This is a genomic window from Devosia sp. YIM 151766 (genome assembly GCF_030285925.1).
Taxonomy (GTDB): domain Bacteria; phylum Pseudomonadota; class Alphaproteobacteria; order Rhizobiales; family Devosiaceae; genus Devosia.
In genome coordinates this window covers 298,342-311,694 of record NZ_CP127251.1, presented here as the reverse complement: position 1 = coordinate 311,694, position 13,353 = coordinate 298,342, and the positions used below count along the sequence as shown (strand labels likewise).

The 13,353-nt window shown below is 64.9% G+C and carries 13 protein-coding genes; 4 read left to right on the top strand and 9 right to left on the bottom strand.

Annotated elements, in window-relative coordinates:
- Nucleotides 1-152: 152 nt before the first annotated feature.
- From O9Z70_RS01480 to O9Z70_RS01465, 4 genes are all read left to right on the top strand, one after another.
- Nucleotides 153-608, top strand: a complete 456-nt coding sequence (locus tag O9Z70_RS01480) for a DUF2852 domain-containing protein (protein ID WP_286020739.1) — start codon at nucleotides 153-155, stop codon at nucleotides 606-608.
- A gap of 122 nt (nucleotides 609-730) precedes the next feature.
- A complete protein-coding gene (locus tag O9Z70_RS01475) occupies nucleotides 731-1,501 on the top strand; it encodes a M48 family metallopeptidase (RefSeq protein ID WP_286020738.1) in 771 nt (256 codons plus the stop codon).
- 16 nt (nucleotides 1,502-1,517) lie between these two features.
- A complete protein-coding gene (locus O9Z70_RS01470; RefSeq protein WP_286020737.1) occupies nucleotides 1,518-1,889 on the top strand; it encodes a hypothetical protein in 372 nt (123 codons plus the stop codon).
- 55 nt (nucleotides 1,890-1,944) lie between these two features.
- Nucleotides 1,945-2,631, top strand: coding sequence for a L,D-transpeptidase (locus O9Z70_RS01465; protein WP_286020736.1), 687 nt, complete (start codon nucleotides 1,945-1,947; stop codon nucleotides 2,629-2,631).
- A 63-nt stretch (nucleotides 2,632-2,694) separates the two neighbouring features.
- Here O9Z70_RS01465 and O9Z70_RS01460 read toward each other — a convergent pair whose 3' ends face one another.
- The 9 genes from O9Z70_RS01460 to O9Z70_RS01420 form a co-directional block, all read right to left on the bottom strand.
- Entirely contained in the window at nucleotides 2,695-5,337 is a 2,643-nt protein-coding gene (locus O9Z70_RS01460; protein WP_286020735.1) for a transglycosylase domain-containing protein, read from the bottom strand.
- A gap of 245 nt (nucleotides 5,338-5,582) precedes the next feature.
- Entirely contained in the window at nucleotides 5,583-6,293 is a 711-nt protein-coding gene (locus O9Z70_RS01455; protein ID WP_286020734.1) for an ABC transporter ATP-binding protein, read from the bottom strand.
- The gene (locus O9Z70_RS01450; RefSeq protein ID WP_286020733.1) at nucleotides 6,274-7,035 is read right to left on the bottom strand and encodes an ABC transporter ATP-binding protein; all 762 of its coding nucleotides are present in this window, start codon (nucleotides 7,033-7,035) and stop codon (nucleotides 6,274-6,276) included. Before O9Z70_RS01450 ends, O9Z70_RS01455 begins: the two co-directional genes overlap by 20 nt.
- Nucleotides 7,032-8,042: a branched-chain amino acid ABC transporter permease gene (locus O9Z70_RS01445; protein ID WP_286020732.1), complete on the bottom strand. Its 1,011-nt coding sequence runs from the start codon at nucleotides 8,040-8,042 to the stop codon at nucleotides 7,032-7,034. Before O9Z70_RS01445 ends, O9Z70_RS01450 begins: the two co-directional genes overlap by 4 nt.
- Nucleotides 8,039-8,902: a branched-chain amino acid ABC transporter permease gene (locus tag O9Z70_RS01440; protein WP_286020731.1), complete on the bottom strand. Its 864-nt coding sequence runs from the start codon at nucleotides 8,900-8,902 to the stop codon at nucleotides 8,039-8,041. Before O9Z70_RS01440 ends, O9Z70_RS01445 begins: the two co-directional genes overlap by 4 nt.
- 139 nt (nucleotides 8,903-9,041) lie before the next feature.
- Nucleotides 9,042-10,208, bottom strand: coding sequence for an ABC transporter substrate-binding protein (locus O9Z70_RS01435; protein ID WP_286020730.1), 1,167 nt, complete (start codon nucleotides 10,206-10,208; stop codon nucleotides 9,042-9,044).
- 209 nt (nucleotides 10,209-10,417) lie between these two features.
- Nucleotides 10,418-11,149 carry a copper homeostasis protein CutC gene (locus O9Z70_RS01430; RefSeq protein WP_286020729.1) on the bottom strand — a complete coding sequence of 244 codons (732 nt, stop codon included), beginning with the start codon at nucleotides 11,147-11,149 and terminating at the stop codon, nucleotides 10,418-10,420.
- A complete protein-coding gene (locus tag O9Z70_RS01425) occupies nucleotides 11,136-12,059 on the bottom strand; it encodes an ROK family protein (protein WP_286020728.1) in 924 nt (307 codons plus the stop codon). The genes O9Z70_RS01430 and O9Z70_RS01425 overlap by 14 nt, the downstream gene beginning before the upstream one ends.
- A gap of 73 nt (nucleotides 12,060-12,132) precedes the next feature.
- The gene (locus tag O9Z70_RS01420; protein ID WP_286020727.1) at nucleotides 12,133-13,164 is read right to left on the bottom strand and encodes a sulfate/molybdate ABC transporter ATP-binding protein; all 1,032 of its coding nucleotides are present in this window, start codon (nucleotides 13,162-13,164) and stop codon (nucleotides 12,133-12,135) included.
- Between the last annotated feature and the right edge of the window lie 189 nt (nucleotides 13,165-13,353).

The following is a 13,353-nucleotide window of genomic DNA, read 5'->3' as shown; positions in this document are numbered from 1 at the left end:
CCCGGATACGATTTTTCGCGGCGATATGCCCTGAAATCGGTCCGTATAGGAAGGAGATGGGCAATTTCAAGATAAAAAAAACACGGGCACATTCTTGATCCTGCCTCCATCGGGACCACCTAACGAATATCATGACTGGGAGACGAAACGACATGAACACTGCAATCATCAAACCACAATGGTCCCCGTTGACCATCGCCCTCATGGTGCTGGGCTTCATCCTGTTCTGGCCGCTGGGCCTGGCCGTGCTCGGCTATATCCTGTGGGGCGAAAAATTCGGCGGCTCCGCCGAAAAGGCCCAAGGTTATTGGAATAAGGGAATGAGCTATATGCGCGGCAATAACATGCATCGCGGCTTCGGCCGCAGCGAACACGGATCGTCGGGCAATGCCGCTTTCGACGAATATCGCTCCGAGCAGCTTCGCCGCCTCGAAGAGGAACGCGCCCGTCTCGACGCCGAGATCGACGCCTTCCACGAATATATGGCCAATCTGCGCAAGGCCAAGGACCGCGAGGAGTTCGACCGCTTCATGAGCGAGCATCGCGGCGCCCGCCAGGGTTATGGCGAGAACAACCAGAACAATTGGGGCAACCCGAATAACGGTTAGGCCGTTATGCCTCCGACTTCCCTACCTCCTGAAGCCGGTTATTCTCCAACGGCTACTCGGCGCCCCGCAAGGGGCGCCATTTTTATGACCGCCCGCCCGCGGCCGGGCTAGACTGGCTTGCAGTGATTCCCGATGCTCCGCCCATGTTCTCCTTCCTGCGCCAACGCACCGCGCCGCCCCCGATCACCCATGTCGAGCTCGATGGGGTGATGACCGCCATCGCGGTCAGGACCAGCAAGCGGGCGCGCAATTTCCGCCTGTCCCTGCCGGCGAGCGGGCCGCTGCTGACCCTGCCGGAGCAGGCGCGCTGGGCCGATGCCGAGGCGTTTCTCTATCGCCATCGCCATTGGCTGGCGGCGCGATTGCCGCGAACGGCGCCGGCGCAAATGCTGCAAGCGGGCGTGACGATCCCGCTGCGGGGCGTGCCGCACCGGATCATTGCCGCGGGCACGCTGCGGGGGCGGGTCGAGATGGCCGAGGATGGCGAAGGCCCCCTGCTCCGGGTGCCGGGCGATCCGGAACACCAGCCGCGCCGGCTTTATGACTGGCTCAAGGCCGAGGCGCTGGCCGATCTCGTGGCGCGGAGCCAGGTTCATGCCGGCCGGCTGGGGGTTGAGGTGAAGCAGGTGCGCCTGCGCAGCCAGTCGAGCCGCTGGGGCTCCTGCTCGTCCAGCGGCAATATCAATTACAATTGGCGGCTGATCCTGGCGCCGCCCTTCGTGCTCGATTATGTCGCCGCCCACGAAGTGGCGCATCTGGTGGAGATGAACCATTCGCCGGCCTTCTGGCGCACGGTCGTCCGCACCCTGCCGGAGATGGAGCGGGGACGGGCGTGGCTAAAAGCACACGGTCGCGGGTTAATGGCATGGCGGGCGCCCGGCGAAGCGCCCTGAAGCCCGTCCTGCCCCGATGCTGCCGCAATCTGCCGCCTATCAGGATCACATGCAGCGTTTCGTGGCCCTTATCGCCATCATCTTTGCCTTCGCGTCCCTGGCCGGGACGACGACCGCGCATGCGCATCGTTATTTCAGCATGCCGATCGTGGTGCTCAACCATGTCGACCAGAATAATGTGTCGATCCCGGTTTTCGTGCAGGTTCAGCGCGGCGAGATCGATCTGGGCTCGGGCATCGTCATGCCCTGCGGGCCGCATCATGCCATTCCGGTCAGGGCGCCGCAATTGCCGGCAGGGCCGGATTGCGACCATCCCGTGACCGTTCTCGGCGCAGCGGAGCCGCTATGGGCCGGGCAGATACCGCTACGCCCGCCCAAGCCGGCCTGAGCGAAACCCTACCCTTCTCTTTCGCTTAAAGCCCTTCGGGGCCAAGGATTTTTTCATGTCGATCATTCTGGACGCGACCCCGTCGCGCCGTGCCGTATTGGCTGGCCTGGCCAGTTTCGGCGCCCTCGCCCTTGCCGGCTGCACCACGACCGGCAGCACCCGCACCACCGTCCCCGCCGAACCCATCCGGCCGACCGTTCCCGCCGATGTCATGGCCATGTACGGCGCCCGGCCCGAAGAGGAATATCCGGTGCCCGCCGCCGATGTTTCCATGCTCAATCCGGTCTATTGGCGGCAGGAAGTGGACAATGTCACCGGCCAGCCGGCAGGCTCGGTCGTCGTCGATACCGCCAATTACTTTCTCTATTTCACCATGCCCAACGACCGCGCCATGCGCTATGGCGTGGGCCTGGGCCGCGCCGGCTTCGAATGGAGCGGCAAGGGCCATATCGCCTATAAGCGCAAATGGCCGGTCTGGACCCCGCCTTCGGAGATGATCGAGCGGCAGCCGGAACTGGAAATGTACCGCCATGGCCAGCCGCCGGGCCTGCTCAACGCCCTGGGCGCCCGGGCGCTTTATATCCATCAGGGCAATCGCGACACGCTCTATCGCATCCATGGCACCATGGACGTCGTCACCATCGGCCAGGCGGTCTCCAGCGGCTGCGTGCGTCTCCTGTTCCAGGACGTGATGGACCTGCACGACCGGGTTCCCAACGGCGCGCCGATCGTGGTGCTGTAGGGTCCGGCTCCAGCACGAGAGACAAAAAAAAGGCCCCGGGAAACCGGGGCCTTTTTTATTGCATCAATTGCCGAAGATCAGGTCCATCAGGGTGCGCTGGGAATTCTGCTGCTGATAGACTGGCTGCTGGCCCATATCGGCGGGCGGCGCAAACGGGCTGGGCTCACTATAGACCTGCTGCTGGTTCTGCGTGGCCGGCGCGCTGGGCACCCAGACCTGTTCGCCGGTCGCCGGATCGACGACCAATAGCATGGGCAGGCCGGTATCGGGATCGATCGGCGCGTTGTTGAAGCCATTGTTCTGCTCCTGCAACGGATAGCCGGTTACCGGATCGATGGCCTGGCCGAAGCCGTCATATTGCACGTCCTGGTCGAACTGGCTCCAGGTCGTATCCGCACCATTGTCCAGCGGCAGCCCGGTCGCGGGATCAGTCATCGTGCCAGTCTGGATCGGCGGATTGGCCGCTTGGCCCTGCAATGGCTGCAGGCCCTGCATGGGCTGGCCGGTGGCCGGATCGATGGCGTAGATCTGGCCAGTGGCCGGGTCGGTCACGGTCTGCACCGGCTGACCGCTGCCACCATCGACATATTGCACCTGCGGCTGGCCGGTGGCCGGATCGATCATCGGCATGCCGGTATTGGGATCGATCAATTGCTGGGCGATGATCTGGCCGGCATAGGAGCCGCCGGGAATAGGCTGCGGGGAACGGCCGGCATGCGCCTTGGTCATGAATTGCGACCAGATCGAGGCCGGCACATTGCCACCCGAGAGTCGCGTGCCCTTATTGTCGTCATTGCCCAGCCAGACGCCGGTGACCATGGCCGAGGTATAGCCCACAAAGACCGCGTCGCGCGATTCCTGGGACGTACCGGTCTTGCCGCCGAAATCCCAGCCGCCCAGATTGGCGCCGCGACCCGTGCCCACTTCCACCGCCGTTGCCAGCATGTCGTTCATCTCGGCCAGCACGGTGGGGTCGACCACCCGGCCCGGACCGGCATCGGAGGCTTCGTAAAGCACCTTGCCTTCGGCATCGGCGATCCTGGTGATGACGTTGGAAATGACGCCATAGCCGCCATTGGCGAAGGGCGCATAGGCGCTGGTCAGCTCGAGCAGATTCACTTCCTGGGTGCCCAGGCCGATAGAGGGAACCGGGGTGAGGTTGGAGGAAATGCCCATGCGCATGGCCACCTCGATTATTTTTTCGGGCGTGACGTCGATGGCGAGGCGCCCGGCAATGGTATTGAGCGAATAGGCCAGGCCCTGCCGCAGCGTCACCGTGCCGGCATAATTGCCCGAGGCATTACGGGGGCTCCAGCCATTATATTCGAACTGGGCATCCTCGGCCAAAGTATCGGGCGTATAGCCTTTTTCCATGGCGGCCATATAGACGAAGGGCTTGAAGGCGGAGCCAGGCTGACGCTTGGCGGTGACGGCCCGGTTATATTGGCTCGCCTGATAATCGACGCCGCCCACCATGGCGCGCACCTTGCCGTCGACATCCATGGCCACCAGCGCGCCCTGGGTGAAGCCGCGATTGGGGCCTTCATTGGCGACGGCTTCCTTGACGATGAATTCGGCGTCGCGCTGCATGCGGTAGTCGATGGTGGTCTGCACCACGACATCGCTTTCGATCTCGCCCAGATAGGCGGTCATCAGGCTTTCGACCCAGTCGGCGACATAGGATTCGGAGCCGGCCACCACGGTGCGCACCGTCTGGCTGGGATCGATGCGCGCCGCATCGGCCTCTTCCCGGGTGATATAGCCTTCCTGGGCCATGAGGCTGAGCACCAGGCGCTGGCGCTCGCGGGCCCGTTCGGGATTGGTCTTGGGATTATAGACCGAGGGCGCGGGCAGAATGCCGACCAGCATGGCCGCCTGGCCCAGCGAGAGATTGCGGGCCGAGACGCCGAAATAGGTCTGCGCCGCTGCCTCGATACCGGTAGCGCCCTGCCCGAAAAAGACCCGGTTCATATAGAGTTCGAGAATCTCTTCCTTGCTGAAACTCTGCTCCAGCCAGACCGCGAGAATGGCTTCCTGCACCTTGCGGCCCAGAGTCTGGTCGGGGGTGAGGAAGAGGTTCTTGGCCACCTGCTGGGTGATGGTGGAAGCGCCGCGGGTGACCCCGCGCGCCTGCACCGATTCTACCGCCACCGCCAATAGGCCGATGGGGTCGACACCGAAATGGGTCATGAAGCGGCGATCTTCCGAGGCGATGAAGGCCGCCGGCACATATTGCGGCAATTCGTGGAAGGTCACGGCCTCGCCGCCGGTCTGGCCGCGATTGGAGATGAGACTGCCATCGGCGGCGAGAATACGGATATTGGGCGGGCGCTCGGGGATGGCCCAGGTATTGGCGGCCGGCAATTGGGCGCCGTAGTAGACGATGATGCCGATAACGGCGAGCCCGCCCCAGAGGCAGGCGACAAAGCCCCACCAGAGCAGACCCATGAGGAAACCGCCGGAACGGCGCTTCTTCTTGGGCCGGGCCGGTCCGGCCTTGCCCCGGCGCGGCGGCTTGGCCTTGCCTTTGGGGGGCTTGCCGCCACCGCCGGCGCCGCCGGGCCGCTCATTATCGACGGAGAAGGCCATGGACTGGCCCATAGTCGGCTCGACGCGCTGGCTCTTCGCGGCGGGCCGCGCCTGCGGCTTGTTCTGCCGGGCAGCGGGAGCACCAACGCGATCATCGGCCGAAATGCGGAAATCCATCGGGGGCAAACCTGAAAAAGAAGTGTTTCCTGCCGCTTCTATCCTGTTCGCTTCCCAAGGGAAACCAATGGTAAGCGAACGGTTAACGGAACAGGCGGCGTCTTTTTCGCCGGCATGGCCGTTCCGCTGCGCTCCTGCGGCTTAGTCCAACCGCTTTTGCTGGGAAATTGTGGCCGGTTTATGTGAAGAAACGGGGGAACTCCCGACCTGTTGCGCAGGTGTCACAGCCCGACCCATTGGCGGCGTCAGTGTCCGACGCCGAGCAGGCGGTCCACAATGTCCGGCTGCGCCTCCAATTCGGCGGGCGTTCCGGACCAGGCGAGCCGGCCGCGTTCGAGGATCATGACGTCTTCGGCGAATGCCAGCGCCGCCTTGATGCGCTGCTCGACCAGCAGGATGGTCGTGGCGCGGGTCGAAGCCAGCTCGGCAAAGGCTGCCATCAATTCCTCGCAGATCACCGGGGCCAGGCCCTCCAGCGGCTCATCGAGCAACAGCAGGGTGGGCTGGCCCAGAATGGTGCGGGCGGTGCTCAACATCTGTTGTTCGCCGCCGGACAATTGCCCGCCCAGATTGCGCCGTCGCTCCTTGAGGCGCGGGAACAGGGCATAAGCCTCGTCGATGGCGCTACGCGGCCGGGCCTTGAGGCCGACAAAGAGGTTTTCCTCGACACTCAGCGTCTTGAAGATCGCCCGGTGCTGCGGCACATAACCCAGCCCCGCCAGCGCCCGCGCCGAGCCGTCGAGACCGCTCAGTTCACGCGATCCGAGCCGCATCGTGCCGCCATGGTGGCGGGTCTGCCCCGCCAGGGTGGCGAAGAGCGTGGTCTTGCCCATGCCGTTGCGGCCAAGCACTGCCAGCCGGCCGCCGGCGGGCACGGAAAAACTCACATCCTCCAGAATGCGGGTGGGCCCATAGCCGGCGCTCAGCCCGGCGACGTCAAGCGATGCTGCGGTCATCGGCATAGCTCCCCAGATAGGCTTCGCGCACGCGCGGATCGGCGGCGACTTCGTCCGGCGTGCCGTCGAAGATCACCGCGCCGGCGGCGAGCACGATCACCCGCTGGGCGAAACGGAAGACGAAATCCATATCGTGTTCGATCATCAGCACGGCCAGATCGGGCGGCAATTGCGCCAGCGCCTTCTCGATCAGCATCGTGTCGCTGCCGGGCACGCCGGCGGCGGGCTCGTCCAGCAGCAGCACTTTGGGGCGCAGCGCCATGACCAGGGCGATTTCGAGGAGACGCTGCTGGCCATAGGCGATGTCGCTGACCGGCACCTGGGCGATATGATCGAGATTGAGCAGGGCCAGAATGGCCTCGATCTCCCCGACCAGCTCCGGCACGCCGCGATAATCGGCGAGGATGTGCCGGCTCATGCCGTTGCGTTGCAGAATGGCCAGCCCCACATGTTCGTGCGGCGTCATTTCGGAAAACAGCCGCGTCACCTGGAAGCTGCGCACCAGCCCGGCGGCGACGCGCCGCGACGGCGTCAGCGTGGTGATATCCTCGCCGGCAAGCAGGATCTGGCCGCCATCGGGCTTGATATGGCCGGTCACCAGATTGACGAAAGTGGTCTTGCCGGCGCCATTGGGACCGATCAGGGCCACGCGGTTGCCGGGATCGAGGTCGAGCGAGACATTATCGGTGACGTTGAGGCCGCCGAAATGCTTGTTCAGGTTCCTGACGCTGAGCAGGCTCATGGCTTGGCGCCCCGCAGACGGTGCCACAGCGCTTCGGCGGCGCCGGTCAGGCCCTTGGGGGCGAACAGGACCACCGCGACCAGCAGCGCGCCGACAATGGTCAGCCAGTGGAACGGATTGATGGCCGAGACGCGGTCCTCGAACCAGACAAAGGCCAGCGTGCCCACCATGGCGCCCAGCAATTTGCCGGTGCCGCCGAGCACCAGCATGACCAGGGCTTCGGCGGAGAGGTTGAAGGAGAGGCTGTCAAGCCCCACCACCTTGGTGGAAATAGCCGAAAGCGCCCCGCCCAGGCCGGCAACGGCGCCGGCAATGGCATACATCTGCACCAGGCTGAAATAGACCGGTGCTCCCAGGGCCCGCACCCGCACCGGGTCCTGCTTGATGCCCCGGCACAACATGCCGAAGGGCGAGCGGACCACGATGCGCAGCACGATGAACACCGCGATCAGCAGCGCCACCGCCAGCCAATAGCCGGTGCGGCCCCACAGATCGAAGCGGAACAGGCCGAAAAGCGGGCTGGGCATGATGCCGGACAGACCGTCGCTGCCGCCGGTCCAGTTGGAGAACTTGTTGGCGGCCTCATGGGCCAATTGCACGACGGCGATGGACAGGACCAATTGGCTGAGGCCGTGGCCGCGCAGGATGACGAGGCTCGACAAAGCTCCCGCCACGGCCCCGGCCACGGCGCCGATCGCCAGCATGAGCAGGGGATCGGTGACGCCGAACTTGGCCGCCAGAATGCCCGCGGCATAGGCGCCAGCGCCGAACACGGTGGCGTGGCCGAGCGTGGCGATGCCGGAATAGCCGGTCACCAGATCCAGCGACAGGACCAGCAGCATGATGGCGACGATGCGCGTCAGCAGCGCCAGGCTTTGCGGAAAGAGCAGGAACAGCACCACGGCGACGGCCGCGATGACCAGCACGGCGATGAAGTCGGCTTTGGCGCTGCGCTGCCAGAGCCCGGCCCGGCTTGCCGCCGGCAGATTGGTGGGGATGTCGGTCATTTGGCACGTCCCAAAAGGCCGCGCGGAAAGATGCAGACCACGGCGATCACCGCAAGATAGAAGAAGAATTCGCCGAATTCCGGCATGAGATAGCGGCCGGTGGTCTCCACGGCGCCCAGCAGCAGGCAGGCGATGAGCGCGCCGGGGATCGATCCGGCGCCGCCCACCGAGACGACGACCAGGAAGGTCACCATATAGCGCAGGGCGTAATAGGGTTCGATGGGCAGCAATTGCGCCCCGACCACGCCGCCTAGAGCTGCCAGCCCCACGGCGACCGCGAAGCTCACCGCATAGACCAGCTTGGTGCGCACGCCCAGGGCGCCGGCCATGGCGGCGTCGTCCACCGAAGCGCGCAGGCGGATGCCGAACGACGTCCGTTCGACGACGAACCACAAGCCCCCGGCGACGACGACGCCCGTGGCCGCGGCAAACAGCTTATGGGCAGCGATGGTGCGGAAGCCGATATTGACGGGGCCCTGCAATTCCGGCGGCAGGGCGATGGTCTTGAGGGTCGGGCCCATGAGGAAATTGGCAATGCCGATAATGGCGAAGGTGATGCCGATGGTCATCAGCACCTGGGTCAGTTCCGGCGCGCCGTAGATGCGGCGGTAAAGCAGCCGTTCCACCGGAATGGCGATCAGCACCGTGCCGGCGACGGCGGCCAGGACGGCGATACCGAAATGCAGGCCCAATTGCTGGGTGACGTAGGACGCGATGTAGCCGCCGATCATGGCGAAGGCGCCATGGGCCAGATTGACGACTTTCATCAGCCCCATCGTCATCGACAGGCCGACGGAAATGACGAACAGCACCATGCCATAGGCAATCGCGTCGGCGCCGATGGAAAAAGCGGTGTGCATGCCTGGTTTATCTCAGTGTCATCCCCGCGAAAGCGGGGACCTCGGTTTCCGAATAACAGGGGTTCCCGCTGGCGTGGGAATGACCCGGAGATGGCGCGACCCCTCCCCTTTCCAAGGGAGGGGCCCTGCTATGCGTTCCTTAAGGCGCCTGCCAGCCGGGATCGTTCTGGTTTTCGAAGGTCTGGATTTCCTTGTTGATGTAGAGGCCGTCCTCCAGCGCCACTTCGCGCAGATAGATGTTCTGCGTGAGGTGACGGTTCTGCGGATCGATGGAGACCGGACCGCGCGGACTGGTCCAGGACAGGCCCTTGATGGCTTCGACCGCCGCGGCCGCGTCCTGCTGGCCATTGGTGGCTTCGATCATCTTGGAAATCACATACATGCCGTCAAAGGCGCCGACGGCCGGGAAGCTCAGATCGCCGGCGCCGCCCAGGGCCTGGGAAGCGGCTTCGACGAATGCGGCATTTTCCGGCGAATCGTGGCTGACCGCGTAATGGAAGGTGGTCAGCACGCCCAGGGCATTGTCGCCCAGGGCGAACAGGTCCGGCTCCTGGGTCAGGTCGCCCGGGGCCAGGAGAGCGACGCCGGCATCCTTGAGCCCGTTCTCGACATAGGAGCGCATGAAGCCCAGCGTTTCCGGACCGGCCGGCAGGAAGGCGAAGACCGCTTCGGCGCCCGAATCCTTGATGCGCTGGATGATGGGGCTGAAATCATTGGTGCTCATCGGCATGCGGATCGATTCGACGATCTCGCCGCCGGCATCGGAAAAGCCCTTGACGAAGGCATTCTCGGCATCGACGCCCGGACCGTAATCGGTCACCACGGTGATGACCTTGTCGATGCCGCGCTCCCGCGCCACCGCCGCCATCGGCGTCGAGGTCTGCCAGGTGGTGAACGAGGTGCGCACCACATAGGGGCTGGCATTCATGATCGCCGAGGTCGCGGCGTTGAAGACGACCATGGGCACATTGGCCTCTTCCAGGATCGGCGCGGCGGCCATAGCGTCGGGCGTGTAATAATAGCCGGCGAGATATTGCACGCCCTCGCCGACCACCAGGTCCTGGGTCAGGGCGGCGGACTGCGCCGGATCGGCGGCGGGCAGGTCGCGATAGATCAGTTCGATTTCATGCTCGCCGACCGTCTTGCCGTTCATGGCCAGCCAGGCATCGATGCCGGCCTGGAAATTGCGGCCCTGCAACGCCGCCGGTCCCGAGAACGGACCAACGACACCGATCTTGATGGTCTCCGCAAATGCCGTGCCGCCCAGCAATGCAAAGGCGAGTGCACCCAAAAGCAATTTCTTCATTGTCAGTCCTCCCATTTCGGCGCGATCACGTCATCTGTCGAGACCAATGCCAGCACTATAAGTTATTCAGAGCCGGGACGCCGCTGGAAATGAATTCGTCCCGCCATCTTATAGCCTGCTGGTTATTCTAATACCGACAGGTCTCTGCGCTCAGCTCATGCAATCCGGGTTTTATGGCCATTCGGGCGGCTTGGAGATCGCGAAGAAGCTTATGCTGTCGCCCCGCCTCTATCCAGAACGGTCCTGAGTGCCGTCACCTTGACCAGGCTTGTCGCGCGGCGGGCCGGGCTGTCGAAGCCCAGCCTTGCCGCTGATGCGCTCGCCGGAGGAGCCGGCGCGGCGCAGGCGCCGTGCAGGGCCTCCAGCGGTACGCGCTCGAGCAGAAGCGGGGCGGTCGCGGCATTGAGGCCGGAGCCGGCCATGATGGTGATGCGTCCGGCGGCAACCTTATGCGCAAGGACGATGTCATCGACGCCTTCCGGGGCCGTATGGGCGCGACCGGAGGTGAGTATGGTGTCGAAGCCCAAGGCAATGGCCTGTTCCACCGCCTCCGCCATGTCGGGCACCAGATCGATGGCGCGGTGCAGCGTCCGCTTGAGGCCGGATGCCGCCTCGACCAGCGGGCCCAGCGTTTCGAGGTCGAGCCGCCCATCGGGCAGGCTGGCGCCCAGCACCACCCCTTCCAGTCCGGCAGCGCGAATGCTGGCGATATCGGCCAGCATGGCCTGGAGGTCGCTTTCGGAAAACACGAAATCGCCGGGGCGCGGACGCACCATGGCCCGCACCGGGACATTGGCGTGGGAGGCCAGCGCGATCAGGCCGGGCGTCGGCGTCAGCCCGCCCAGTTCCAGCACCGAACAGAGCTCGACCCTGTCGGCGCCGCCTTCGATGGCCACTTCCAGTCCGGCGGCGTCATCGACGCAAATCTCAAGCAATGTCATGATCGTTCTCCGCCAGCCCCAGATATGCCGCACCGAGCAGGCCGGAATCGGCGGTCAATTGCGCCGGCACCACCAATGGCCGCTCCAGGCGTCGCAGGATAGAGCCGCGCACGGCGGCGTCCAGCCGGGCGATGAGCGGGACGCAATTGCCGAGCCCGCCGCCGACCGGGATGATGTCGGGTCCCACGACATTGACGACCAGGGCCAGGGGCCGGGCGAGCAGCTCGATATAAAGTGCCATGGTCTGGTCGGCCTTCTCATCGCCGCCGATCCATAGTTCGACGATATCCGTGCTGTTCAGCGTGGCGTCATGCAGGTGCCGATGCAGCCTTTCGAGCCCCCGGGCGCCGCCGACAGTGTCGAGGCACCCAGCGCGTCCGCAACCACAGGCGAAATGCGGCAGCTGATAGGGCGACACCGATAGCTGGGTGGCGACGATGGTGCCGTGGCCCCATTCCCCCGATAGCCCGCCGGCCCCGCGAAACAGTCTGCCATCGGCGACGATGCCGCCGCCGACGCCGGTGCCCAGAATGGCGCCGAAAACCACGCGATATCCCCTGCCGGCGCCGGCATGCGCCTCGGCCAGCACGAAGCAATCGGCATCATTGGCCACCCGCACCGGGCGATTCAGCGCCGCACCGAGATCGGCGGCCAGGTTGCGTCCATCGATGCAGGGAATATTGGCGACCGTCACCAGGCCGGTTTCCGGATCGACCACGCCGGTGACCGAAATGGCGACCGGCGCTCCGGCGGGGGCGCCGCCCCGGTCGATGAAGCCGGCAATGGTGGCGACAAAGGCGGCAAAATCGGCGCGCGGCGTCGGCAGGCGGCCCAGCAGGTCGAGACTTTCCGGCCCCGTGGCAGTCGCCGCCTTGATAAAGGTGCCGCCGATATCGAAACAGGTGATCATGATGCTGGCCCTCAGGTCGCATTTAGGACGGGAGGGCGGGCAGGATCAAGCGAAGCGCCGAGGCGCCGGAGCTTTAGCCCTCAGGATAGAGCATCCAGCGTTTCGGCCGGAACGCGATCGGGGCCCGGTCGTCGAGGGGATGGTCGAAAGGCAGGTCGATTTCCACCCGATGCGCCGCGCCCAATTCCAGCTCCACCCGCCGCGTGCCGCCCACCCGGCGGCTCGCCGCCACGCCACCGGCCAAAGCCGCACCGCCCTCGACCAGCTCGATATCATGCGGCCGGAAGAACAGCCGTCCCGGACCATCGGCTCCGGAATCGACAAGCCCCAAGGAGCGGTCGCCCAGCCAGATATCGCCCTTGTCCACCTGCACCTTCAACTCGCTCGATTCCCCGATAAATCCAAAGACGAAGGGCGAACTAGGCGCGTCATAGACGCTGTCGGGGGTTCCCACCTGTTCGATCCGGCCCTGGCTCATCACGCAGAGCCGGTCTGCCAGTTCCAGCGCTTCTTCCTGGTCATGGGTCACGAAAATCGTGGTATGGCCGGTGCGCTCGTGGATTTCGCGCAGCCATTTGCGCAATTCGCGCCGCACCTGGGCGTCCAGGGCTCCGAAAGGCTCGTCCAGCAGCAGAACCCGCGGCTCGATGGCCAGGGCCCGGGCCAGGGCCACGCGCTGGCGCTGGCCGCCCGAGAGCTGGCTGGGATAGCGCTTTTCCAGCCCCGAGAGCTGCACCAGATCGAGCAATTCCAGCGCCCGACGGCGGATTTCACCGGCGGGCGGGCGCGTCGATCTGGGCCGCACCTTGAGGCCGAAGGCGACATTTTCCAGAATGGTCATGTGGCGAAACAGGGCATAATGCTGGAACACGAAGCCGATATTGCGCTCCTGCACGCTCTTTTCGGAAGCATCCTCGTCGCCGAAGAAGATGCGTCCGGCAGTCGGCCGTTCCAGCCCGGCGATCAGGCGCAGCAGGGTGGTCTTGCCCGAGCCCGAGGGACCCAGCAGCGCGATCAGTTCGCCCGAACCGATATCCAGCGACACATCGTGCAGCGCCGGAAACCGGTCGAATTCCTTGCGTACATTTTCAACCCGTACTTCCATCGAACATTCCCGTCAGCGGCCGTGGCCAATTCGTCGCCGCCCCAGCATTCCCGGCGCCGATTGAGTGCCAGGGCCAGCGATGCCAGCGCGACGGCCAACCCTATCTTTCCGGTCAGGTATCGCAAGCGATCAGCGGACAAGTTCCTGCCCGGATTTAGAAAATCCTTCTTCGGACAGGCCGTTGTCAGC